General features: G+C 70.7%; 19 protein-coding genes and 1 pseudogene. 7 read left to right on the top strand and 13 right to left on the bottom strand.

The window, feature by feature from the left end:
• The first annotated feature begins 9 nt into the window (after nucleotides 1-9).
• From A4R44_RS47870 to A4R44_RS14280, 3 genes and pseudogenes are all read left to right on the top strand, one after another.
• Nucleotides 10-183, top strand: a complete 174-nt coding sequence (locus A4R44_RS47870) for a hypothetical protein (protein WP_157904863.1) — start codon at nucleotides 10-12, stop codon at nucleotides 181-183.
• A pseudogene (locus tag A4R44_RS14285) lies at nucleotides 159-774 on the top strand (SAM-dependent methyltransferase). The gene A4R44_RS47870 and the pseudogene A4R44_RS14285 overlap by 25 nt, the downstream one beginning before the upstream one ends.
• A gap of 110 nt (nucleotides 775-884) precedes the next feature.
• Entirely contained in the window at nucleotides 885-1,361 is a 477-nt protein-coding gene (locus tag A4R44_RS14280) for a cupin domain-containing protein (protein ID WP_067580006.1), read from the top strand.
• A 2-nt stretch (nucleotides 1,362-1,363) separates the two neighbouring features.
• Here A4R44_RS14280 and A4R44_RS14275 read toward each other — a convergent pair whose 3' ends face one another.
• Complete coding sequence (locus A4R44_RS14275; RefSeq protein ID WP_067580004.1) at nucleotides 1,364-2,605, bottom strand: flavin-dependent oxidoreductase; 1,242 nt, start codon at nucleotides 2,603-2,605, stop codon at nucleotides 1,364-1,366.
• 197 nt (nucleotides 2,606-2,802) lie between these two features.
• Nucleotides 2,803-3,417, bottom strand: coding sequence for a response regulator transcription factor (locus A4R44_RS14270; RefSeq protein ID WP_067580241.1), 615 nt, complete (start codon nucleotides 3,415-3,417; stop codon nucleotides 2,803-2,805).
• A 22-nt stretch (nucleotides 3,418-3,439) separates the two neighbouring features.
• Between A4R44_RS14270 and A4R44_RS14265 the strand changes: the two genes are divergently transcribed.
• Nucleotides 3,440-4,531 carry a sensor histidine kinase gene (locus tag A4R44_RS14265; RefSeq protein WP_067580002.1) on the top strand — a complete coding sequence of 364 codons (1,092 nt, stop codon included), beginning with the start codon at nucleotides 3,440-3,442 and terminating at the stop codon, nucleotides 4,529-4,531.
• Here the strand turns inward: A4R44_RS14265 and A4R44_RS14260 are convergent.
• Nucleotides 4,491-5,240: a polysaccharide deacetylase family protein gene (locus A4R44_RS14260; protein ID WP_067580000.1), complete on the bottom strand. Its 750-nt coding sequence runs from the start codon at nucleotides 5,238-5,240 to the stop codon at nucleotides 4,491-4,493. The genes A4R44_RS14265 and A4R44_RS14260 overlap by 41 nt on opposite strands.
• A gap of 159 nt (nucleotides 5,241-5,399) precedes the next feature.
• A complete protein-coding gene (locus A4R44_RS14255; RefSeq protein WP_067580239.1) occupies nucleotides 5,400-5,831 on the bottom strand; it encodes an Hsp20/alpha crystallin family protein in 432 nt (143 codons plus the stop codon).
• Nucleotides 5,832-6,483: 652 nt separating this feature from the next.
• Between A4R44_RS14255 and A4R44_RS51710 the strand changes: the two genes are divergently transcribed.
• Together A4R44_RS51710 and A4R44_RS14245 are read left to right on the top strand one after the other, a co-directional pair.
• Nucleotides 6,484-6,615 carry a hypothetical protein gene (locus tag A4R44_RS51710; RefSeq protein ID WP_255366077.1) on the top strand — a complete coding sequence of 44 codons (132 nt, stop codon included), beginning with the start codon at nucleotides 6,484-6,486 and terminating at the stop codon, nucleotides 6,613-6,615.
• Between the two features lie 97 nt (nucleotides 6,616-6,712).
• A complete protein-coding gene (locus A4R44_RS14245; RefSeq protein ID WP_067580237.1) occupies nucleotides 6,713-7,603 on the top strand; it encodes a phosphotransferase in 891 nt (296 codons plus the stop codon).
• A gap of 4 nt (nucleotides 7,604-7,607) precedes the next feature.
• On the opposite strand, the gene A4R44_RS47865 is transcribed toward A4R44_RS14245, so the two are convergent.
• The 8 genes from A4R44_RS47865 to A4R44_RS14205 all read right to left on the bottom strand — a co-directional run bounded on the left by A4R44_RS47865 (nucleotide 7,608) and on the right by A4R44_RS14205 (nucleotide 17,696).
• Complete coding sequence (locus A4R44_RS47865) at nucleotides 7,608-8,081, bottom strand: hypothetical protein (protein WP_067579998.1); 474 nt, start codon at nucleotides 8,079-8,081, stop codon at nucleotides 7,608-7,610.
• 330 nt (nucleotides 8,082-8,411) lie between these two features.
• Nucleotides 8,412-10,379 (bottom strand): glycoside hydrolase family 31 protein, encoded by a 1,968-nt coding sequence (locus tag A4R44_RS14235; protein ID WP_067579996.1) that lies wholly within the window; start codon nucleotides 10,377-10,379, stop codon nucleotides 8,412-8,414.
• A gap of 203 nt (nucleotides 10,380-10,582) precedes the next feature.
• A complete protein-coding gene (locus A4R44_RS14230) occupies nucleotides 10,583-11,359 on the bottom strand; it encodes a DeoR/GlpR family DNA-binding transcription regulator (protein WP_067579994.1) in 777 nt (258 codons plus the stop codon).
• An 80-nt stretch (nucleotides 11,360-11,439) separates the two neighbouring features.
• Complete coding sequence (locus tag A4R44_RS14225) at nucleotides 11,440-13,320, bottom strand: DUF5107 domain-containing protein (RefSeq protein ID WP_067579992.1); 1,881 nt, start codon at nucleotides 13,318-13,320, stop codon at nucleotides 11,440-11,442.
• Complete coding sequence (locus A4R44_RS14220) at nucleotides 13,317-14,384, bottom strand: ABC transporter ATP-binding protein (RefSeq protein WP_067579990.1); 1,068 nt, start codon at nucleotides 14,382-14,384, stop codon at nucleotides 13,317-13,319. The genes A4R44_RS14225 and A4R44_RS14220 overlap by 4 nt, the downstream gene beginning before the upstream one ends.
• Nucleotides 14,385-14,391: 7 nt before the next feature.
• Complete coding sequence (locus A4R44_RS14215) at nucleotides 14,392-15,321, bottom strand: carbohydrate ABC transporter permease (protein ID WP_067579989.1); 930 nt, start codon at nucleotides 15,319-15,321, stop codon at nucleotides 14,392-14,394.
• 10 nt (nucleotides 15,322-15,331) lie between these two features.
• Nucleotides 15,332-16,285, bottom strand: coding sequence for a carbohydrate ABC transporter permease (locus tag A4R44_RS14210; RefSeq protein ID WP_067579986.1), 954 nt, complete (start codon nucleotides 16,283-16,285; stop codon nucleotides 15,332-15,334).
• Nucleotides 16,286-16,349: 64 nt separating this feature from the next.
• Entirely contained in the window at nucleotides 16,350-17,696 is a 1,347-nt protein-coding gene (locus tag A4R44_RS14205) for an ABC transporter substrate-binding protein (protein WP_232791592.1), read from the bottom strand.
• Nucleotides 17,697-17,948: 252 nt separating this feature from the next.
• On the opposite strand from A4R44_RS14205, the gene A4R44_RS14200 reads away from it, so the two are divergent.
• On the top strand, nucleotides 17,949-19,703 hold the full coding sequence (locus A4R44_RS14200) for an RICIN domain-containing protein (protein WP_067579984.1): 1,755 nt from the start codon (nucleotides 17,949-17,951) through the stop codon (nucleotides 19,701-19,703).
• 69 nt (nucleotides 19,704-19,772) lie between these two features.
• Here A4R44_RS14200 and A4R44_RS14195 read toward each other — a convergent pair whose 3' ends face one another.
• Nucleotides 19,773-22,910, bottom strand: a complete 3,138-nt coding sequence (locus A4R44_RS14195) for a TIM-barrel domain-containing protein (protein WP_067579982.1) — start codon at nucleotides 22,908-22,910, stop codon at nucleotides 19,773-19,775.
• Between the last annotated feature and the right edge of the window lie 237 nt (nucleotides 22,911-23,147).

The raw sequence follows: 23,147 nt of genomic DNA, 5'->3' as shown, positions 1-23,147 counted from the left end.
GGGCGCGCCATGGCAGGCAAGGCGACGGGAACCGCGGCCGGGCCGATGACGACCGCGGCCGTGGAACGGCACTTCCCGGCCGGGCGGCGGCTGACCGACGACGAACTCGCGGCGCGAATGCGGCCGGCCGGGATGCGTGCCGCGGCCAGGCCGGCCCGCTGGGCGCCGCTGCGGATCGGCTGATCGCCGTCGCGGAGAAGGACAGCTCCGGAATCTGCGCCGGGATCGCGTGCGGCAAACGCTATCTCGACGAGCGGCTTCGCGACGCGCTGCGAGCGGGCGCCGACAGCGTCGTGGTCCTCGGCGCCGGGCTGGACACCCGCCCGGCCCGCATCGCCGTTCCCTCGGGCGTCCCGGCGTTCGAGGTGGACCATCCGGGCCAAGCAGGCGCGGCTGCCCTCGTACCCGGTGACGCAGGTGCCGGTCGACACCGACGACCTCGGCAGCGTCCTGGCCGGGCATGGCTGGCGCCCCAGAGGCCGGACTGTGTTCCTCTGGGAAGGCGTCACCCAGTATCTGGCCGAGGCCGCAGTGCGGGCGACCTTCGACGCGCTGGCCACGGCGGGCGCCAGGAGCACGCTGTTGTCCACATTCGTTCCTCGACGGCACGGAGATGTACGACGCGCGGAAGCTGTACCGGCGGTTTGTGGCCAAGCGGCCGCCGCCGTGGCGCTGCGGGCGGTTTCCCGAAGCGGTCGCCGATATGTCGTTCCCACGGGGCGCGCGCTGCCGGTCCCGGAGATCGGGCGCTGCGTCGAGGCCGGGAAGGCCTGACCGCGCTTGTCCTGAAGGACTTCCGCTTCCCCGGTCCTGGGGGAGGCTGTACACCGGCGACCGGATAGCGCAGAGTCCCTGTCGGACGAAACCATCGGCCAGGAGGTGTGATGACCGGCGAGGAAATCGTGCTCGGTCCCCTGCCCCAGGGGATCACGCCCGCCCGCGAAGGCATGCGGAACAAGGTGTGGAACGTGCTCGGCCACACCTACTCGATGAAGGCGGCCAGCGAGTCGAGCTTCGCGTTCGAGACCCTCGACCCGCCCGGCACCGGGGTGCCGCCGCACGTCCATCCGACGCAGGACGAGCACATCTACATCCTGGAAGGCGTGTTCACCCTTTACCTCGACGGCCGATGGGAGACCGCCGGTCCCGGCGACACCGTGCGGATGCCGAAGGGGCTCCCGCACGCCTATTACAACCGCGGCGAGGGCATGAGCCGGGGGCTGTTCTGGGTGAGCCCGGCCGGGAAGCTGGCGACGCTGTTCGACAAGCTGCACAACCTGACGGACCCGGCCGAGGTGGTCCGGGTGTCGGCGCTGCACGACGTCGACTTCCTGCCGCCCGGTTCGGTGGCGGGCGCCTGAACTCAGGTGCGGTTCACCTGCTGCTGGGACGCCCCGGAAACCTGCGCGTAGCCGCTGACGATCGCGTCGAGCGTCGCCGCGTCGATGACGTCCTCAAGACGGTCGAAGCCCTCCGGCGCGCGCCGTTCGACCTCGTCGATGACGTTTTCCGGGCCGCCCCGGCGGTTGCGCAGCACGATCTCGCCGGTGGCCGCCAGCCGGCCGGCATCGTAGGCGCGCAGCGCCTCGACGGGATCGGCGTGCCGCGTCAGCTGTGCGGCGAGGCTGGACGCGTCGAGAATCGCCTGGCCGGCGCCGTTGGACCCCATCGGGTACATCGGATGGGCGGCGTCGCCGAGCAGCGTCACGCGTCCGTGCGACCAGGCGGGCAGCGGGTCCCGGTCGCACATCGGGAACTCGAAGATCTCCTCGGTGGCCTCGGCCAGCGCGGCGTGGTCGACCTCCGGGCACCGGAACCGCCCGACGTGCCGAGCCAGTTCTGCCCGATCGCCGGGTTTGGCCCAGTCCTGCCGGTCCGGGGGAGGGTCGCCGGGCCGGCCGGTCCGGACGCAGACCGCCCAGTTGGTGAGCCGGGTGCCCGCGCTCCGGCCCGGTCCGATCGGGTAGAGCACCAGCTTGGCCTCGGTGCCGCCGGAGACGATCATCGAAGCGCCGCCGCCGAACTCGGGCCAGTCGGTGGCGCCGCGCCACATCAGGACCCCGTTCCAGCGCGGCGGACCCTCATCGGGAAACAGCAGGGACCGCGCGGCCGAGTGAATCCCGTCGGCCGCCACCAAGACGTCCCCGGCCACGGTCACCGCTTCGCCGCTTTCCCGCTCAGCGAAGTGCGCTCGCACGCCCCGCGTGTCCTGAGCAAACCCGGTCAGCCGGTGTCCGGTCCGCACCGCCTCGGGGCCCAGCCGGGCCTGGACCGCTCGCCGCAGCATGTTCTGCAGCCTGCCCCGGTGCAGGCAGTACTGGGGGAGCGTGAACCCGGCGTCCAGCCCGCACGGCTTGCGCAGGATCACCTGCCCGAGCCGATGGGTGTAGAACAGCTCGCGGGTGCGGATCCCGATTTCGTCCAGCTGGCCGAGCAGCCCGAGCGCGGCGAGTTCCTTGACCGCGTGCGGCAAGGCGTTGATCCCGACGCCGAGCTCGCCGATCCTGGTGCTCTGCTCGTACACCGTGCATTCGATGCCTTCGCGGTGCAGCCGCAGGGCCGCGGTCAGCCCGCCGATGCCCGCTCCGGCGATGACGACCTTCACGTGCTGCCTCCCGTCCTCGACTGCCCAGGGTGGCGGAGAGCGGGGTGGCGCGCTACCGCCGACCAGCGGCGCTGGGTCTGTTGGGCGGGGCCGCATCACCTCGCCGACGTCGCCACAGCACGACCTCCGCAACGCCTGCGAAGGCCGCGAAGGTCGCGAAGCAGCGCCTGAACAGAGGATCGAGCGACGTTCCTTCCTCAGCCGGAAGGCACCGTCCCAGCAGGGTTCCCGAGAATCTCTTCGGCCAGCAACGCGGCCTGCGTCCGGCTCTCCACCTGAAGCTTCGCGAGCAGGTTGCCCACGTGCGCCTTCACTGTGCGCTCGGCCAAGCCCAGCTCGGCGGCGATGTCGCGATTGGACAGTCCTCGCCCGAGCAGGAGCAGGACGTCGCGTTCCCTCGGGGTGACTCCCTCGGCCGCCGGCGCGCGGAGGGCCGCGGCGACCGCCGGGCTCATCGCCGTGATTCCCTCGTGCGCGGCGCGGACCGCGGCCGCGAGTTCCGCGCCGGTGCTGTCCTTGAGCACGAATCCGCTCGCTCCCGCGGCCAGGGCGCGGCGGATTTCGCTTGCGCGGCCGATCGTGGTGAGCATGACGACCTTCGGCCCCCGGACCCGGTGCAGGACTTCGATTCCGTCCGTTCCCGGGAGGTAGAGGTCCAGCAGGACGACGTCCGTGGCGGGATCCAGCGCGGAGAGCAGGCCGGCGCCGTCAGCGTGGGCGCCGAGGACGTCGATGTCCGGCTGGGCGCCGAGGATCAGCGCGAGGCCCTCCCGCACCAGCGCGTGGTCGTCGACGACCCGGACCCTGATCACCACGGCAGTCTACGCTCGCTTCGTGCGTTGGTTCCGCGACCGGAAATCGTTGCTCGACCTGGGAACCGCCGTGCTCGTCGCGGTCTTGCTCGCGGTGGGCGGGGCGTGGCCGCCCGCGACGGGGTGGGACGGCGTCGCCCTCGTGTCCGCGCAGGTCCTGCCGCTGGCCTTCCGCCGCCGGTTCCCGGGGTGGGTGCTCGCCCTCGTCACCGCGGCGACGCTTGCCCGGCTGCTGACGACCCAGCCGCACAACATCGACTACGTGCCGGTGCTGATCGCGTTGTACACAGTGCCGAGCGCACGCCGGGCGTCGGTGCGATGGGGGCTCGGCGGGCTTTCCGCCGCTGCTCTCGGCGCCGCCATGACCGTGTCGAGGGGTCCGGTGGACGGTGCGCTGCTTGCGGTCGCGGTCTGCGTCGTGGCGTGGCTGCTCGGGACCGAGCGGCAGCGGCATGCCGCCGAGCGCGCGGAGTTCGCGGCGCAGCGCACGCGGTTCCAGTTGGAGCGCCTGGCCGCCGAACGCCGGGAGCAGACCGCGCGACGGCTGCACGACACGCTCGCGCGCACCACCACGGTGATGCTCGTGCAGGCCGAGGCGCTCCTCGCGGTCGGCGAGCTGACCAGCACGGACCGCGCCAGGGTGGACGCGATGCTCGCCGCCGGACGGGACGCGCTGGGCCAGGTCCGCGAAACCCTGCGCGAACTGCGGGACGACGGGCAGCAGCAGCCAGGACCGGCGGTCGCTGCCGTGCTCGCCGAGCTGACCGCGGCCGGTCTCGTGATCGAAGAAGAGCCCGCGCTGCACCGGATTCCGGACCAGGTCCGGGATCTCGCCGACCGGATCGTCTCCGAAGCGGCCATCAACGCCTTGCGGCACAACGGTCCCGGCGTCCGGCTGCGGGTCGAGGTCGAGGTGGCCCCGGAGTCCGTCCGGATCGTGGTGCGCAGCGACCGGATCGGGCATCCGACGACCGGCACCGGGTACGGACTGGACAGCCTGCGCACCCAGCTCGCCGCCCGGGGCGGTTCGCTCGCCGCGGGGCCCGAAGGAGAGGGCTGGTCGGTCGCGGCGGTCATCCCTTGCCTCGCAGTGCCAGCAGTTCCGACACGGTGACGAACCGGTAGCCGAGCGCCCGCAACCGGTCGACAGCCGGTCCGATGGCCTGCCGGGTCTGCTCGCGCCCCGGGTACATGGCGTGGAACAACACGATCGACCCGGGGCGCACGTGCGTCACGGTGTAGTCGGCGATCGCCGCGGCGCTGCGGTCGATTTCGGGGAAGGAGTTCGGTTCGACGTCCCAGGTGATCGTCTTCCGGTCGTGCTCGTGCAGGTAGTACGGCAGCGCGAACAGCTTCTTGCCGTTCGGCGGGCGGACGGTGATTTCGCCGGGGTAGCCGGTGGCGCGGATCAGCGCGTCGGTGCGTTCGATCTCGCTCGCCGCGTACCCGGGCGTGATCAGCAGCATGCGTTCGTGCGAGTAGGTGTGGTTGCCGATCTCGTGGCCCGCCGCGGCGATCGCGCGGCCGAGATCCGGATGCGCCGCCAGCTCAGACCCGATGAGGTAGAACGTCGCGTGGACGTCGCGCGCGGCCAGGGTGTCGAGGACCGGTTTCACCCCGGCGGGGCTGGGACCGTCGTCGAAGGTCAGCGCGACCGCTTTCTCCGGCGTCTCCACGCGGGCGGTGAGGCCGCCGAAGAACTGGAACGTCCGGGAATCGGCGATCCGGAACAGGACGTAACCGCCGACGAGGATCAGCACCAGCACGACGGCCACGGCGATCAACCAGCGGCGAGCCCGTCTGGACAGGGAAAAGCGGATCATGCGGCGAGCTTGCCGACGGGGCTGTGGCGCGGGAAGCGGCGAAGGTACTAGTACTTCCGGCACCGGCACCGGCACCGGCACCGGCACCGGCACCGGCACCGGCGCTGCCGGGGGAGCCGTGGCCCCGCCCGCCGCGGGGCGGGGCCGGCGACGAACCGGTCAGGCGCGGATCTGCCTGGCTTGGCCGCTGCCGCCGATGGCGATCTTGCGCGGCTTGGCCTGCTCGGCGATCGGCACCCGCAGGGTGAGCACGCCCGCGTCGTAGTCGGCTTTGATGCTGTCGGTGTCGAGGGTGTCGCCGAGGAACAGCTGCCGGGAGAACACCCCGCGCGGGCGCTCGGAGACCTGGACCTCCGCGTCCTCGCCGTAGCCGGGCCGGCGTTCGGCCTTGACGGTCAGCACGTTGCGCTCGACGTCCAGGTCGATCGACTCCGGTGCGACGCCCGGCAGGTCGAACTGCACCACGTAGTCGTTGCCGGACCGGTAGGCGTCCATCGGCATCACCGCCGGACGGGCCGCGGTGCCGGTGGCGCCGAAGAACTGCTGGGTCAGCCGATCGAGCTCCCGGAACGGGTCAGTTCGCATCAACATGACCATGCGCCTCCCTTTCTCCTTCCTTCGTGTCCCGCCGGCAGGGCGGGTCTTCGCTTTGGGGGTTGTCGCGGGGATCCGGTCCCGCCGGACGCGAACGGCGGGACCGGAACCAGTTCGGGTGAAAAGCAGCTGTGCCGGGCTGGGCGGCCGCGGGACCGCGTCGCGACACGCACTGCCGGGGCCGGGCGAGCCTCCTCGGCCAAGCGTCGTGGCAGACCGCCCCGGCCCGTCGCGCCGGGTTCTCACCTCCCCGGCGATGGCACGGCTTTCGTGCTGCCGCTTGGCCTCGGAGGAGAACGCTCTCGATGCTCCGGGGGCCACGCCCGGCACCAGCACGGCGCACCCGGCCCGGCTGGATCGGCCTGGCGGCTGGTGGTGTCCGGCATCGTCGATCACTCCCCGGCTACATGGTTTCGGCACCCAGGTCAGCTGTCGCGGCTACTATTTCTATAGCGCTCACTGAAGATTATGTCAAGCAGAGAGTTCACATAATCTTAAGCCGGTCCCGGAGAGAAGGACTGCCCGGCTGGCACGACCGGGCAGGCTGCCGAAATGCCGGGCGTGCAGCGGGCCTTCCCGCGCAGCCTGGACACCGCGGCTGTCGTGCGCTCGGGCGTCGCCGCTGTTCCCGCCGCCAGCTGACCCGGCGGTGCGGCTGCGCGAACAACTGGACGAAGGCCGCTCTCTCGTGTCGGCCGCCCGGATCAGCGGCTTGCCGGACGAACTCGCCGCCGCCCACGACAGCATCGCAGGCCTCCGCGCCCGGCTTGGTGAACGCTGACCGCGCGGGACCTGATTCCCTTGTCCCGCAAAGCAATTACCGGCCGCGACGACCGTCCGCGCGGGCTCCGGCCGTCGCGCCGGTAGTGTCGTTCCGCATGACCGCCACCGAGATCACCGCTGACCTGGTCCGCGACCTGCTCCAGCAGCAGCACCCGGACCTCGCCGGTCTGCCGATCCGCGAGGTGGCGGGCGGCTGGGGCAACCAGATGTGGCGTCTCGGGGACGAACTGGCCGTCCGCATGCAGCGCATGGACCCCACCCCGCAGCCGCAGCTCAAGGAGCGCCGGTGGCTGCCGGTCCTGGCCCCGCGCCTGCCGCTTCCGGTGCCGGTGCCGGTGCGGTACGGCGAACCGTCCGGGCGTTTCCCCAAGTACTGGACCGTGCTGACGTGGGTCCCCGGAGAACCGCTCGACCGCGGCACGATCAGCCGCGGCACGCACGCGGCTGACACTCTGGCGGACTTCCTCCGGGCGCTCCACGCGGAAGCTCCCGCCGACGCGCCGATCGCCGCGGATCGCGGCGCCCATCCCCGGGAGTGCACGAGCGGCTTCGAGAAATTCCTCGGGGCCGTTGCCCTCGACGGCATGGAGGACGACGTCCGGGCAGTCTGGGACGACGCTGTCGCGGCCCGTGCGCGGGAGAGCCCTCCGGTGTGGGTACACGGCGACCTGCATCCGGCGAATGTCGTTGTCTCGGAAGGAACCCTCTCGGGAATCGTGGACTTCGGCGACCTGTCCGCCGGTGATCCGGCGTGGGATCTCGCCGCCGCCTGGGTGGTGCTGCCCGCGGGCACGGCCGCGCGGTTCTTCGAGAGCTACGCGCGGGCGGACGAGCCGGCGATCCGGCGCGCCCGCGGGCTGGCCGCGATGAAAAGCCTCTTCCTGATCCTCCTGGGGCAGAACGGGGAGCAGGGCCTTCCCGGCGGAAAACCGCACTGGGGACCGGCGGGCCGGGCGGCGCTGGATCGGGTGCTGAAGGGTCTGTGACGGGTCAGTCCCACCACCGCGCGACGGCCAGCTCCCGGCGTGCGGCTTCCACGTAGAATTCGCGCGGGACGGTGTGCTGCTCGGCCAGATGTTCAGCCGGATCCCCGAGCGCTTCCCGCGCGAGCGAGCCCAGCCTGGCCTCGATCTGCTCCGGGTCCGGCGGCACGACGGCGCGGACCGCGTCCGGGGTGATGCCGCACACCGCTTCGGCCACCGGATGTCCGTCGATCGAGTAGAGCACATCCCGGCAGGCCGGATTGACTTCCTCGTCGCCGTCGAAGCCCGCCGCGAGGGTCCGGTCATCGGCTCCGGTCAGCTGCCAAGCCGATTTCAGGACGACCGGCCACCAATCCAGGTCGCAGTAGTCCCTTTCCGGAATCGAGGTGAAGGAACACAGCCCGCCGAGCGTTTCCACCGACTGCCGGCAGGCGGCGAGGTGCGCCGCGGGGATGCGGGCGAGCTGCTGGGTCACGGCCATGCGGTGAGGAGGGTCCACGAAGGATCAGTCGCCGGCACCAGACGCCGCGAGGGCTTCGGCCGCGATGCGCAGGGGGCCTTGCCCGCTTCGAGATCCGGATGCGTTGTGCCGGAACCGTTCGCAGCGCAGCGCCTTCCTGACGATGCCGATGTATTCGCGCGTCCGCTGCACCGGTTTTCCGAAAGGGACGCTATGCCGACCTCCGCCACCTGCGGGCCGCGAACGCCGAGCCCGATTTCCCTCGTCGCCGACACCTGACAGGTTCCCGGTGCGCGGGAAGCTCCCTTTCGTCCATTGTGGAGGCAGGTCCCGCCGGACGCCGCCGGCGGCTCAGAGCTTCGCCGCGAGTTCCGTCCAGCCGGGAGCGCCGATCCGGACGAACATCGGCGTCGTGTCCAGCGGAGCCGAGTAGTCGCGCAGCGTCCGGCCGCCGATCTCGACCCGTTTGGTGTGCGGGTCGAACCACAGCCCCTGCGGCAGCGCGATGTCGCGGGAGGCGCCCGCCGTGATCATCGGAGCCGCCAGCAGGGCGGGGCCGAGCAGCCATTCGTCGTCGACGGTGTCGAAGCGGTGGTCGGCGGGGAAGTCGAAGTACACCGGCCGCATGATCGGCGTGCCGTCCGCGACTGCCTGCTGTACCTGGGTTTTCAGGTAGCCCGCCAGCTTCGCGTGGGTGCGGACCGCGTCGGCGTACAGCTTCGCGGTGTCGGCCGGGTAGGCGACCGGCTTGCCGGTCGTGGTGTCGACTGTCGTCACCGGGGACGTCGACGCGTACATCAGCGGCATCAGCGACGCGGCCTGCGCCCAGCGCACGAGCACCTCGCGCGACGGCGGCGGCATGCTGTTCGAGCCGCCGATCATGTCCGTCTCGACGAACGGATAGCCGTTGGCCGAGATCGCCGACGCCCGGCGCAGCGACGTGCGCAGGCCGTCCCACGTGGTGTCCGCGTCGACCGCCCGGATCACGAACCCGTAGCGCTGGTTGCCCCAGTGCGTGCGGATGCCCGCCCCCTGCTGGTCGAACGCGTCGGTCATGTCCGCGCCCAGCTTCTGGTAGTCCTGCGGGGTCAGGTTCCCGGTGGCGGCGCAGCGGTCGTCGAAGAAGCGGGTGTCGAACTTGAAGCCGTCGACGCCGTAGTCCGCCATCAGCTTCCGCAGGTTGCCGGTGTACCAGTCGCGGGCCTGCGGATTGCCGAGGTCGATGATGCCCGCGGTGCCGTTCCACCAGGTCACCGTGCACGGCTGGGCCGGGTTTCCCTTGGCGCGCACCAGATAGCCGTGGTCGCGGGCGTAGGCGTAGTTCGCCGAGTCCAGGTTGATCCAGAACGTGGTCCACAGGCCGAATTTCTGGCCCATGGCGTGGATGCCCTCGGCCAGCTTCTTCGGGTCCGGGAACGTCTTCGGGTCGAAGGTCAGGTTCCCGTAGCCGGATTCCCATTTGTCGTCGAGCTGCACGGTGTGCCCGGCGACGCCCGCCGCCTTCAGGTCCCGCGCCCACGAAAGCACCTTGTCCTGGTCGATGTCGCGGTAGTACTGCGCCCAGGAATTCCACAGTGGACTCGCGTACTCGGCGTCGGTCGCGTCGCTCTTGGCCGGTTTGCCGACCTCGCCGACGTAGTCGTCGTACACCGCGCGGCGGTTCGACTCCACGAACACCGTGCTCGAATATTCCGCGGAGTTCGTCACGGCCAGGTCGGCGCGCCCGCCTGCCATCGCGACCTTCATCGGCTGCGCGGTGCGGACGAAGAGCCCGACCGATTTCGAGGTGAAGAAATAGGGTTCCTGCATCATGTAGCTGGCGGGCGAGAACTCCGGCTCGTCCACCGTTCCGGCGGAAAGCGGGTACGGCTGGGCTTTCCCTTCGCTGGTTTCGCCGCCGCCGTACCAGTGCCCGGACGCCGCCAGGTCGAAGTGGGTCGCGCGCTGCCCGGCGGCCAGCCCGCCGACTGTCCACTTCAGATCGAACCGGTCCGGGTGCGGGGTGATCCGCAGGGTCACCGGGCGGCCCGCGGTGCTGTCGGCGGTGGCGACGACGGTCGCGCCGTCTCGCGAGATCGACCGCACGCGCGTGGCCACGCCGCCGTCGAAGGTGAAAGCGTCGGACGCGGTGCGCAGCAACTGTTCGCCGCCGCGCGAGAGGCTGATGCCCAGGCGGGTGGTGTCGATGCGCAGCTGGTAACCGGGCGAGCCGGGACCGCGCGGCACGGAGATCGACGAGAGCGGTTGCGCCGCGGCGGGAGTCGCGACGGAACTGGTGAGGATGAGCCCGGCCGCCGCGTACGCGAGTCGTCGAGGCACTGGAGCCTCCTATTCTGCGTGAAGATGCTCAAGGTGACGCTCGAACGTGCAGTAGTAAGCACGTTGCGCAGCGAATTTGTCAAGACCCCTCATGCTCGGGCGGGCTTGGGCGCGGCGTGCAGGTCCGTGCGGGGAGCCCTGGGGGAATCAGATTCCCCCAGGGCTCCCCGCACGGACTTCCGAGAGAGTGCAGCCGCGCGGCGTCAGGCGATCTGCACCGGGATCCCGGCGGCTTTGAGAGCGGCGGTGACGTCGGGATCGGCGTCGCTGTCCGTCACGACTTCGTGGACGTCGGAGATGTCGCAGATGCGCGCGAAGGCGCGGCGGCCGAGTTTCGAGCTGTCCGCCACCGCCACCACACGGGCGGCGTTGTTCACCATGAGCCGGTTGATGTCCGCCTCGCCCTCGTGGCAGGCGAACGCGCCCGCGGCGGGGTGCAGCGCGTCCACGCCGAGGAACAGCAGGTCCAGACTGAGCTGGCTGAGCACCAGGGTCGCCAGCGGCCCGCTCAGCTCGAAGGACTGCGGCCGGGCCACCCCTCCGGTGACGACGATCTTCATGTTCGGCCGCACCGCGAGCTCGTGGGCGATGTTGAGCGCGTTGGTCACGATGGTGAGGCCGGGGGCGTCGGCCAGGTCCGCGCGCATGGCCAGCGCCCGGGCCACGCCCGCGGTCGTGGTGCCGCCGTTGAGGCCGACCACCATGCCGTTGGACACCAGCGCCGCCGCCGCGGCGCTGATCCGCTGTTTTTCCGGGGCGTGGCGGGCGGTTTTGTACCGCAGCGGCAGATCGTAGGCCAGGTCGTTCGCGACGGCTCCGCCGTGGGTGCGGGTGAGCAGCTGCTGTTCGGCGAGGTGGTCCAGGTCGCGGCGGATCGTGGCGGCGGAGACGTTCAGCTCCGCGGCCACCTCTTCGACGTCGAGTTTCTCCCGCTTCGCCAAGAGGTCCAACAGTGTGCTCAACCGTTCGTGCCGAGCCATCGGCTGATGCTCCCTTCGAGCCGGTCCCGTCCCTGCGTGCCCGCCGCGGCGCCATTGTTCACCCCGCGGGCCCCTCGCGCTCATCCGGCCCCACCACCGGTTTTCATCCGGAAGTCGTACTCGGCGGGCAGCGGGCCGGCGGAGATCGCGTGCCACACATCGCTCAGCGACGTCTCGCCCTCGCGGATGCCGGGCACGGCGAAGCCGCGCTCGTACACCTCGCGCGCGCCGCCGGGATCGCCGAGCGCGAGCAAGGTCCGCGCTCGCAGCAACGCGAACCGGCCCTCGGCCGGCCACGGTTCGAGCAAGTGCCGTGCGGCGGCGGGATCTCCGGCGGCGAGGTGCGCGGCGACCGCCTCCAGCGCCAGCGGAGCCAGCTTCGGCAGCAAGCCGACCGCCCGCCGGTAGTGTTCCGCGGCACGCGCCGGATCGTCCTGGGCGACGGCGAGATTGCGCCAGGCCCAGCCGTTCGGCTCCGCATCGAGGGACCTGCGCCACGCGGCCGCCGCGCCGTCGCGGTCGCCTGCCGCCCAGCGCGCGATTCCCCGGTGGTACCAGGTGAGCCAGCCGGCGTCGGGCACCGCCTCCAGCAGTTCGGTCCAGTGCCGGTTGACCAGGGTGTCCGGTGGTTCGGCGGCGGGCTCGGCCCGGGGCGCCACGCCGTCGAGCAACTCCAGCCACGGCTGCTGGGCCGCGCCGAGACTGTCCTCGGGAAACGGCGTGCCGGGCAGTTCCGTCAGCATCCGGCGGGTTTCCAGCGCACCCCAGCCGGATCCGGCCGCCAGGAGTTCCCCGGGCGCGGCATCCGCGACCGCGCGCCATTCGCGCCACCGGCGGTCCAGTTCGTCGGCGGCAGGCAGCCCGGCGGCGACCGAAGCGAGCGCGGCGGGCCAGTCCGGTCCGTGCGCGATCTCCGGGTCGGCCGTGACCGGGCCGTAGCTTTCGAGCCAGTCCCACGAGGCGCCCGCGGGCAGCCGCAGGTGTTCGAGCTGCGTCCGGGCCAGCCCGGCCTGGATTTCGAGGTAGCCCTCCATGCCCGGGGCGAGCCAGTCCTGCCACCGCCGTCCGCCCGCGGATTCGCCCCACACGAACAGCTTCCGCCCGCGCAGCCGCGCCGTGGAAGCCTGGCCGAGCCCGTGCCCGCCGGAGTCGACGGCGGCGATCCACGGCGGCCCGTCGACCTCGAAGAAGTAGTCGGCCGCAGCCTCCGCCCGTGCGGGATAGGTGAGATCGCCCGCGACGTCGACGAGGTCGAGCCGCCCGGAGTAGCCGTAGTGCCACGCCTGCGCGGCCGGGGCCAGCACGCGGGTTCCGGCCGTCTGCGCCACCGCGGTGTTGGACCACCAGTACACCGGCACGTCGTGGGCGTGCGGATTGCGGATCCGCACGCCCACGAACAGCTGCCGCGATCCGCCGGGAAGCCAGAAATCCAGCTGGTACGGGAGATCGCGGGTGCGTTCCCACTCCCACAGCCGCAGCACCGGTTCGCCGCCGGGACCGGGCGCCGCGGCGGCGAACATCGGCGCGCAGGTCAGCGTGGTGTGCCCGGTGCTGCCGAGGTTCCACTCGACGCCGCCGGCGAACCACGCGTCGCGCAGCGCCAGGTTCGCCGGCTGGAACACCGGGTTGCGGTACACCAGGTCCCGGCCGGTTTCCTTGTCCAGCAACGAATACAGCCGCCCGCCGAGCCCCGGGAGAATGGTGGCGCGCAGCCGCTCGTTCTCCAGCACCAGCGCGGGCAGCCGCTGTTCGGTCCGGTCGCGGCCGTACCCGTCCTGCATCCGGCACGGCAGCACCGTGTCCAGCCTGCCGTAGGAAAGGTTCGCCGCCAGGTCCGCGGGCAGTTCGTCCACGTTGGACACCGAAGCCGCCGGTTCGGTCCGGAGCAACGGCGGCAACGGGTTCTCCGGGCCCAGTCCGGCCGCGGGGAGCACGAGTTCGGTGCGGGTGATCGTGCTCATGCGTCCGGCAGCCGTTCGCCGGTGGCGGCGTCGAACAAGTGCGCCGTGCCGGTCCGCGGGGCCAGCGAGATCTCCTCGCCGCGTTTCCACGGCGCCATGCCCGGGGTCCGGACGGTCAGCACCCGGTCCCCGGTCCGGCAGTAGAGATACTGGTCGCTGCCGAGTTCCTCGACCACTTCCACGACCGCGCGGTAGCCTGCGCCGCCGATGTCCCAGCCTTCCGGCCGCACGCCGACGACGATCCCCGGCCCGGTCAGCGCGGACCGCTGGGCCGGGGTGAGCGGGAGCGTGCCGTCGCCCGCCGCAGCGCCGGAACTGTCCGCTGTGGTCTCGATGAGGTTCATCGCGGGGGAGCCGATGAAACCCGCGACGAACACGTTGCGCGGCCGCTCGAACAGCCCGACCGGGGAGTCGCACTGCTGCAGCACGCCGTCGCGCAGTACGGCCACCCGGTCGCCCATGGTCATCGCCTCGATCTGGTCGTGCGTGACGTACAGCGTGGTGGTGCCGAGCCGCCGTTGCAGCGACGCGATCTGCGTGCGGGTCTGCACCCGCAGTTTGGCGTCCAGATTGGACAGCGGCTCGTCCATCAGGAACACGCTCGGCTCCCGCACGATCGCCCGGCCCATCGCCACCCGCTGCCGCTGCCCGCCGGAAAGCTTCGCCGGGCGGCGGTCGAGGAATTCGGTCAGGTCCAGGGTGGTCGCGGCTTCGCGAACGCGGCGTTCCCGTTCGTCCTTCGGCATGCGCGCGAGCTTGAGATGGAAGCCGATGTTCTCGGCGACGGTCATGTGCGGATAGAGCGCGTAGTTCTGGAACACCATCGCGATGTCCCGTTCCTTCGGCGGCAGTTCGGTGACGTCCTTCGCGCCGATGTGGATCGAGCCCTCGTCCACGCCCTCCAGCCCGGCGAGCATCCGCAGGGTGGTCGATTTGCCGCAGCCGGACGGGCCGACCAGCACGAGGAATTCGCCGTCGGCGACCTCCAGGTCGAGCCCGTCCACCGCGGGGCGCTCGACCCCGGCGTAGTAGCGGGTGGTGTCGGTGAAGCTCACGGTGGCCATCAGAGTCCTACTTTCCGGCGCCGAGGGTCAGGCCGGTGATGATCCGGCGGGCGAGCACGACGTAGAGCAGCAGCATCGGGAGCACGACGATCGCCACCCCGGCGATCAGCCCGCCGTACTCGGACTGGTAGCTCGCCGCGCCGTAGAAGGTGAACAGCGCGCGCGAGAGCGTGAAGTGGGCCTGGTCTTTGAGGAACACGATCGCCAGCAGGGTTTCGTTCCACAGCCCGATCGCGTTGAGCGTCAGCGCGGTGACCACGCCGCCGCGGGCCAGCGGGAGCACCACCGAGACGAACACCCGCGCCGGCGACGCGCCGTCGAGCACCGCGGCCTCTTCGATCTCCTCGGGCAGCGAGCGGAAGAACCCGGTCAGCAGGAACACCGTGAACGGGATCGACAGCGCGACGTAGAGCACGAACAGCCCGTACTGGTTGTCCAGGTGGATTTCGCTGAACGCCACGAACAGCGGGATGATCACGGTCTGGAACGGCACCCCCATGCCGATCGCGACGCCGTTGGTCAGCACGCCCGAACCGCGCACGCCGAGCCGGGTGAGCGCGTAAGCGCACGGCGCGGAGATCGCGACCGTGACGATCGTCGCCAGACCCACCAGGACCGCTGTGGACAGCACGGCGTCGCCGAATCCGGCGTTGTTCCAGGCGTAGACGAAATTCCGGAACGGCTTCCCGACGTGGAACCATTGGTAGGGCAGGGCGAACGGCTTGGTGAAGATCTCCACCGGCGTCTTGAACGACGCGGTGATCAGCCAGTACAGCACCAGCAGGTTGCCCGCGGTGAACAGCCACACGAGCACTGAGCCGAGCAGCCGCAGCGGGCTGAGCCTGCGGCTGCCGGGAGCCGGGCGGGGACGGCGCGGCGGGGTGCGCCGGGGCTTGCCCGGGGCGGAGCCGCGCGACGGCGCTTCCGTGACGGTCACAGGGTCTCCTTCAGAACTGGATGGCGTCACGGCGCATCAACCGGCGCAGGAGCACGACGAGGATCGAGACGAGCGCGATCATCGCGACCGCGCAGGCGCAGGCCGCGCCGAAGTCCGGCGTGCCGTTCGAGCCGAAGGTCCGGTCGAACACGTAGATGCCGAGCGTCCACGCCCGGTTCGGCGGGGCGTAGGTGCCGGGCCCGGCGAGCACGAAGACGAGTTCGAAGATCTTGAGCGCGTTGATCGTCCACAGCACCCCGGCCACGCCCACCACGTCCCAGGTGAGCGGGAGCGTGATGGAGCGGAACTTCTGCCAGGGCGAGGCCCCGCCGAGGTCCGCGTCCTCGTAGAGGTAGGGCGGGATCTGGTCCACCGCGGCCATCAGGATGGTGATGTAGAAGCCGGAACTGGCCCAGATCAGCGACGCGGTCACGACGCCGGTCACGTTCTCCGGCGCGAGGAACTTCGCCGCGTCCGCGCCGAGGTGCTCCAGCACGTAGTTGGCGAGCCCCTGCTTGCCCGGCTGGTACTTGAACACGAAGCCGAGGAACATGCCGAGCGCGACCGGGGCGACGATGTTCGGGAAGAACAGGATCGCCCGCACGATCTTCCCGCCGCGCATGTCCCGCAGCACCATGGTGAACAGGAACGCGAGCAGGAAGGTGCCGACGCCGCCGAGGAAGACGTAGACCAGCGTGTTGCCGAAGGCGTAGCGAAACGTTTCGCTCTGCCACATCCGCACGTAGTTCCCGACCCCCTGCGGCCGCGGCGTGTCGCCCGCCCCGGACCAGCTGGTGAAGCTGAGCACCACGGTCGCGATCGTCGGCAGCACCAGGAACGCGAGGTAGAGCGCCAGCGCCGGGGCGGCGAAGGGCCAGAACAGCTTGCGTTTGCGGCTCAGGTGCGGCCCGAGCGCGGGCCGCCGCCCCGCCCGGGCCCCGGTGACCGTGGTGAGCGCGGCCATCAGTGCTGGTTCTTCCAGAAGGCGGCGGACTTCTGCGCGAGCTGCGCCACGAACGCCTCCGGGGTCAGCTGTCCCTTGAGCAGCGCGGTGTCGGCGGGGTCGAACACGTCGGTCTGCCATTTGCCGCCCGNCCGCCCGCGATCGCGTCGATGCCGTCGTACTGCAGCACGTGCTCCTTCTTCTGGTCGTCCAGGACGGTCTTGACCGGCTTCAGGTCGTCCGGCACCGCGAGGTCGGGCCGGGGCACCAGGTTGTCGGCCACCGCGGGGATGCCGGCGAGGTTGCCCTTGTTGAGGAAGTAGGCGATGAACGCCTTGGCCGCGGCGGCGTTCTTGGCCTTCTTGGGCACGGCGAAGCCGATCGACATCTGCTCCACGGTGTCGTGCGTGGCGCCGGGCGGCATCGGGAACTGGAACGAGCCGTAGTCGATCTTCGTGCCCGCGCCCTGCTTGTCGAGGTATTCGCGGGTTTCGCTGGGCGCCCAGGTGCCGACGTACAGGAAACGCGCGTCCCCGTCCGCCCAGCGCTGCTGGATCTGCGGGAATTTGGCCGCGTCCCAGCCGTCGATGAAGTACTTCGAGATCCGCGCGGTCTGCGCGGCCGCCTCGCGGAACCCCGGCACGTCGGTCCACGCGCGGCCGGTCGGGTCCTGCGCCGCCTTCGCCAGCCCGCCCGCGCCGACGTAGCGTTCGGCGAGCTGGGTGAAGTAGTACATGTTGTAGAACGGGATGTCGCCGTCCTGGCTGACNTGGCTGACCGCCGCCTTGCCGTCCGCCTTCGCCTTGTCGAACAGGCCGATCAGCTCGTCCACGGTCTTCGGCTGGCCGAGCGCGCCGCCGGCGGCCTTGTCGTACCACCAGGCGCTGGACTGGATCTCGTAGGGCACGAGGAAGCTGTGCCCCTCGCGGTCCTTGTTCTGCGGGAAGTCGTACGAGGTGGGGGAGAGGACGTCCTTGACCGTCTTGTCGCCTTCGCCGACCTTCATGCCGAACACGTCGTCGAGGCTCTGCGTGCCGCCCGGGGTCATGATCGCCGCGCCGACCTTGCTGACGTCCTGGTCGAACAGGTCGGGCACGGTGCCGGTGTTGAGCGCCGGGACCAGGTTCTGGGTGTAGGCCTTGCGGCCCAGCCACTGCACGTCGACCTTCACGCCGGTCTTGTCCTGGAAGCACTTCAGCGCTTTGTGCAGCACCTTGCCCTGCGGCTCGTCCGCGGTCCACATGGACCAGTAGACGAGCTGCCCGCCGCCGGCCGGTTTCGCCGCCGGTTCCGGACAGGGCGAGGAAAGGAATTCGGCCGCGCCGGGGAGCGCGTTCTCCCCAGTGCCGTCGCCCGCCGCGTCCCCGCTGCCGCACCCGGCGAGCAGCAGCGTCGCCGCTAAGGTCGAGCCCACGAGCTTGTGAAACCGCATCAGCCACCACCTGATCGAGGTCGAAGACCACACACTGAGTGCGTGTTGCTGCGCATTTTTAGCCCTTACCAATCACTTGTCAACATTTTCTCCGAGGTTCGCGGTGGCATCGTGACCCACGGGCGGACCGGCCCTGTCCTGCGCGAAGGGGGTCGAATGGCGGGTTGACAGCGCAAAATCGAGCATCAAGACTGTGTGAACTTGTTCGTTCTTGTCGATTGTTGATGCCGATCGCCTGCGAGGAACCGAGCCATGTCACGCTTCCGCACTTCCCTGACCGCCGGTGCGGCCCTGGCCCTCACCGCCGGGACCTGCACCGCGCCCCTGGCCGCGCACGCCAACCCCGGCTACACCGTGTCGGTCGGGGCCGTCGCCGAATACCCGTTCCCGACCGACACCCCGGCCGCCCCGTTCCTCGACCGGGACGGGACCTTCCATTTCCAGCAGTCCGCCGCCCTCTACGGCAAGGACGGCCCGCGGGAATGGGACTTCTACACCGGCGCGGACTTCGACTCGGCGAAGCGCGACGCGGGCCTGAGCGACGCGGTGAACCCGGCCGAGCCGCGCGACCGCAACAACGACACGACCTGGCGGTGCGACACCAGCCCGACCGGCCGCGAGGCGACCGATCCGCCCGCCGGGTCGAGCTACACCCAGAAGAACTTCTGCGATCTCGTCGGGACCTGGGTCGACCCGGACACCGGCGACTGGTACGGCCTGGTGCACAACGAGTTCACTCCCGAACCCTTCGGCGCCTATTCGTTCTCCCACTACGACGCGATCGACTGGGCGGTCTCGGCCGACCAGGGCCGCACCTGGCGGATCGGCGGGCACGCGATCACGTCGCCGTACTCGACGAAACGCGGCGACACGGCGGCGTTCCCGAACCAGACCTTCGACTACGGCGACGGCGATCCGCGGCTGTTCGCCGATCCGAAGTCCGGCTACTTCTACGTCTACTACGGCTCCCGCGTCGTGACGAAGGCCGGACAGGGCGGCGGCGGGTTCAGCGGCCTCGCCCATGTGGCCCGCGCGCCGATGTCCGGGAAGATGGGCACCGGGACGTGGCAGAAGTGGTACGACGGCCACTGGTCGCAGCCGGGCGTCGGCGGCAAGGAAAGCAACCTCGTGCCCACGGACGTCGACCCGAACGGCTACACCCCGCCGGAGAAGGACTACGACCCGGCGCACACCGGCACCGCCGCCCAGCAGGTGGCCGCGGGCACGCTGCCGCGCAAATCCGACCTGTTCGTCATGAACATCGCCTACGACGCGCACCTCGGGCTGTATATCGGCGAGCCGGAGGCAGTCGATTCCGTGGGCCCGCAGCGGTTCTACGCGACCGAGGACTTGGCGAACCCGAAATGGCGGTTGATCGGCGACACCGGCTCTTACCAGGACCAGTCGTGGTACCGCTGGTTCGTCGACTCGGCGACCCGGACCACCGGGACGATCGTGGGCAAGACGTTCCGGTCCTATTGCTCGATCTCGTGCACGGACGGCCGTGACGGCGTCTACGCGGACGTGACCGTCACGTCCGCCGCGCCGGCCGCGTCCCCGGTCGACCCGCGCCGCGCCTACCGGATCGGCTCCGGCCGCGTGCTCGCCCAGTCCGGCCGCACCGGCACCACGTCCGTGTCCTCGTGGCTGGCCGGCGATCGGGCCGGCTGGCGGTTCACCCCGTCCGGTGACGGCTCCTACCGCATCACCAACGCCGCGAGCGGTCTGGCACTGGGCGTTCCGGCGGTCCCCTCCGGCCGCGCCTGGGGGACCGCGCCGAACCTGAGCGCCGGATCCGGCGTTGCCCAGCAATGGTTCCTGGTCCCGGCGGACGGCGGGACCCGGCTGGTCAACCGCTACAGCGGACTGGTGCTGGCGCTGTCGGCGGAGCCGGGGCGGCAGACTGAAACCACGCCGGTGCGCTCCTGGACCGACGGCAGCGGCAGCCGGATCGGGGACGGCCGTACCGCGGGCGAGCAGATCCTGCGGCTGACTCCGCGCCGCTGACCCCGATCTTCACGTCCGTGAGGGGGAACCCTGAGGGTTCAGGGTTCCCCCTCACCGACTGCGTGCCGGTCAGGCGATCGCGGCGGTGAAGACGTGCAGTGCCGAGTTCGCCGGCAGGGTGATCGCGACGACTCGTTTGCCCGGGTCGAGCGGGACGGAGTTCGCGAACACCCGGTAGGCCACCGTCGGATAGGCCGGACCGGACTTCGTGTTCTTGCCGGACACCGAGGCGACCGTCGTCGCGCCGTACTGGGCCGGGTCGGCGCAGCACCAGTTCGGGAAGCCGAGCGCGGCCTGGCTCGTGCTGCCGTCGGCGTACCGGACGACGACCTGGCCGTTCGCGGCGGAGCCGGTCCCGGTGCCGGTCAGGACCAGCTTGGCGCCGCTGCCCTGCACGGCGACAGTCTGGCCGCCTGCCACGACATTGTCCGGCTTCCCGGTGCCGGCGTCGGGCCAGGTCGCCTCGGCGCCGTCCGCGGTGAACTGCGCTCCCGGTTTCAAGCCCGCTTCGGCGAGGCCCTCCGCCCGGAAGCTGCTGCCGCTGCCGTCGAGGTCGCCGTTCGCGGCGTGTGCCGCGTCAGTGACACCGACGTTTCCGTATGCCGCGGCCACCGTCGCGTACGGCACCGTGATCATCGCTGACCCGGCCGCTTCGTGCGTACTCAGCCTGGCCTGGTACTTCGCGGTGGCGGTCACTTCATAGTCTGCCGGGTGCAGCCCAGGGTCGGGAGTGAGCCGCACCGGGACTCGCACCGTCTGACCCGGCCACACGAGCGCCGGAGCCTGCGGTACCTCCGCGTGGAAACCGTTGGCCTGCACCGACAATGCCACGTCACGCACGGGCAGCGGGGTGCTGTTGGCGAAGCTGACGGTAGCTGACACCGCTTGGCCCGGAGCCGCCGTCGCGGGGGCGGAAAGCTGCACCGAGGCGTTGTCGTCGGCGGGGAAGAACCCGCCGACCGCGCTCGCCCCGAGCAACCGGATGTCCTGAGCGGCGCCGGAGTCGATCGAGCCGGTCTTCACCCGCACCACGCCGCGTGCGGACGGGTCGTACCACCAGCCGGACGGAGCCTGGTCCAGCTCCGCCTTGCTGGCGTACTGCCGCAGCATGCCGTGGCCGCCCAGGACCGCCGCCGGTTTCGTTCCGGTGTGGACGGTCAGCTGGTAGTTCCGCGCCGCCGGTTTGCCGGGATAGGACCCGGTGCTCGCGCCGATCCCGACGGTCACCGTGCCCGGACCGGACCGCGGCGCGTCCACGGTGAACGTCTGCCGGGCCTGCTCGCCGCGCTGGTAGCCGCGCGTGACGCCGTCGTCCTCGGTGAGTGCGAAGCTGCTCTTGCCCTGCGGGTACACGTCGACGTCCAGCTGGCTCTTGTCACGGGTCTGCCAGGACGTCGTGCCCTCCGCCCACATCGGCACCACAGCGCCGCCGCGGACGAAAAGCGGCAGCTTGTCCAGCGGCGCGTCGTAACCGTCCACAGTGGTCGGACCGGTGTAGGTCTTGCCGCTCCAGTAGTCCGTCCAGGTGCCCTTGGGCAGGTAGATGCCGTTGCGCACGGACGAGTTGTCGTAGACCGGGGCGACCAGGAAGTCCGTGCCGGACAGGAATTCGTACTTCGCCTTGTCGGTCCACGCGTTCGGGTCGTCGGGGTATTCCAGGGCCAGCGGCCGGACCTGGCCGACACCGGTCTGGTGGGCCTGGACGGAGTAGCTGTAGGTGTAGGGCAGCAGCCGTTCCTTGAGCAGCAGGTACTTGCGGTTGATCGAGGTGAAGGGCTCGCCCTGGCGCCAGGGCTGCTTGTCCGCCTTCGCCCAGCCGTCCATGGTCATCGCGACCGGAAGGAAGGACTTCCACTGCAGGTCGCGGACGTAGGTCTGCGGGCTGCCGCCGAAGATGCCGTCGATGTCGCCGGTGTTGTAGGCGATGCCGGACAGCGTCGAGCCGGCGTAGGTCGGGATCTGCCACTTGATGTAGTCGTAGGAGCCGGACTGGTCTCCGCTCCAGAGCACGCCGCATCGTTGCGCGCCCGCCCAGCTCACCGGCTGCCAGACGAATCCGCGCGCGTCGCTGTTGTCCTCGATGCCCTTGTGCGCGGTGTCGCAGGCGTCGAGGGCGAACTGGTAACCGGGGCCGACCCAGGCGACGTCCAGTTTGCGCACGCGGACGCCCGCCTTGACCTCCTCGGCCTGGTTGGGCACGCCGTTCTCGGTCCACAGGCCGAGCTGCATCTTGTTGTCCCGCAAGCCTTCGCCGGTTTGCTGAAGGTTTTCGTAACCGCAGCCGTAGCCGTCGTTGACGAGCATCCAGCCGTTGGGCATGCCGTGTTCGGGATAGCCCTCGGCCACCTTCACCGCGTCGAGGGTGTGCCGTTCGCCGCGGTTCGCGTTGTGCAGGTAGCAGTCGGAATCGCCGGTCTCCAGGCCGTAAACGGGCGGGAGGAAAGGTTTGCCGACCAGGTCGGTGTAGCCGGAGATGACGTCCTTGAGCCCGTCTCCGACGACGTAGGTGGCGTCGAAGCGGCGCTCGTCGTGGGTCGTGCGGACCGGATCGGAGAACGAGTAGCTGCCGGGCGCGAAGGTATTGCGCAGCACGCCGTACCCGGCCGTCGAGGCGTAGAACGGCTGCGAGTTGGGCGCGCCGCCGTCGTTCCAGTTGTCGTCGGCGAAAATCTTGATGGTCTGGTCGCGGTGGCTGAATCGGCCGTTCTGCTCCCCGCCGCCGACGTACTGTTCGGCGCCGCCGCGCGCGAGCGTCTGCGTGGTGGTGTTCCCCGTCCAGGACAGCGGCGCGGACTCGGCCCAGAGCTGCTTGCGGTCCGCTCCGTCGTAGAGGGCGAACTTCAACGGGTGCTTGTAGGCGCGGAGCGTGGCCTTGCCGGTGCCGATGGCCCAGTAGGCGCCTCGGTCGGTGCGCTTCGGTGTCGCGGGCGGGTTGCCGTTCGGCAGCACGATCTTGCTGCCCGCCGGATCGGTGAAGGTCCCGTCCGGCGCGAGCCACACCCGGACCGCGGCCGCTGAGGGGAAGCTGACCCGGACGGCCGCGGTGCCCGCGGTCAGGGTGGTCACCGGACCGTCGGCGGAGACGCCGGTCAAGTCGCCGAGCTGCCCGGCCGGGGCAGCGGCGGCCTGGGCGACGGCGGGGGTCGCGACGGCCAGCAGGACGAGAGTTGTAGTCAGACAGCGAAGGCGTTGCAGATATTTGCTCATTGCATACCTTTCTTGCGCATTAAAATGCACAGCGCGCTCTTGTATAGCGCACTCAGGCAGCGAAGTCACCGGCTGAACCGGTGGAGCAGACTTCCGTCGGTATCGAGATTCCGGGGCACGCGCCGGCTGCGGGCGTGCTGGACTCCGGGTACGGCGGGCGAGCCCCGGAGACGCGGTCTCCGGCACCTCGCCGCACCCGGATCTGTCCGGCGGCAGGCTGATTCGCGCGGAATCGTC

It is taken from the genome of Amycolatopsis sp. M39 (assembly GCF_001651785.1).
Taxonomy (GTDB): domain Bacteria; phylum Actinomycetota; class Actinomycetes; order Mycobacteriales; family Pseudonocardiaceae; genus Amycolatopsis; species Amycolatopsis rubida.
Note: the sequence above shows the minus strand (reverse complement) of the source record. Positions and strands in the feature narration are given on the sequence as shown.

Excerpts from the sequence above, each read along its gene's own strand:
- A4R44_RS14245 (WP_067580237.1), top strand. The coding sequence starts at position 6,713 with ATGACCGCCACCGAGATCACCGCTGACCTGGTCCGCGACCTGCTCCAG.
- A4R44_RS14230 (WP_067579994.1), bottom strand. The coding sequence starts at position 11,359 with ATGGCTCGGCACGAACGGTTGAGCACACTGTTGGACCTCTTGGCGAAG.
- A4R44_RS14260 (WP_067580000.1), bottom strand. The coding sequence starts at position 5,240 with ATGATCCGCTTTTCCCTGTCCAGACGGGCTCGCCGCTGGTTGATCGCC.
- A4R44_RS14225 (WP_067579992.1), bottom strand. The coding sequence starts at position 13,320 with ATGAGCACGATCACCCGCACCGAACTCGTGCTCCCCGCGGCCGGACTG.
- A4R44_RS47870 (WP_157904863.1), top strand. The coding sequence starts at position 10 with ATGGCAGGCAAGGCGACGGGAACCGCGGCCGGGCCGATGACGACCGCG.
- A4R44_RS14200 (WP_067579984.1), top strand. The coding sequence starts at position 17,949 with ATGTCACGCTTCCGCACTTCCCTGACCGCCGGTGCGGCCCTGGCCCTC.
- A4R44_RS14195 (WP_067579982.1), bottom strand. The coding sequence starts at position 22,910 with ATGAGCAAATATCTGCAACGCCTTCGCTGTCTGACTACAACTCTCGTC.
- A4R44_RS14255 (WP_067580239.1), bottom strand. The coding sequence starts at position 5,831 with ATGTTGATGCGAACTGACCCGTTCCGGGAGCTCGATCGGCTGACCCAG.
- A4R44_RS14210 (WP_067579986.1), bottom strand. The coding sequence starts at position 16,285 with ATGGCCGCGCTCACCACGGTCACCGGGGCCCGGGCGGGGCGGCGGCCC.
- A4R44_RS47865 (WP_067579998.1), bottom strand. The coding sequence starts at position 8,081 with ATGGCCGTGACCCAGCAGCTCGCCCGCATCCCCGCGGCGCACCTCGCC.
- A4R44_RS14280 (WP_067580006.1), top strand. The coding sequence starts at position 885 with ATGACCGGCGAGGAAATCGTGCTCGGTCCCCTGCCCCAGGGGATCACG.
- A4R44_RS14220 (WP_067579990.1), bottom strand. The coding sequence starts at position 14,384 with ATGGCCACCGTGAGCTTCACCGACACCACCCGCTACTACGCCGGGGTC.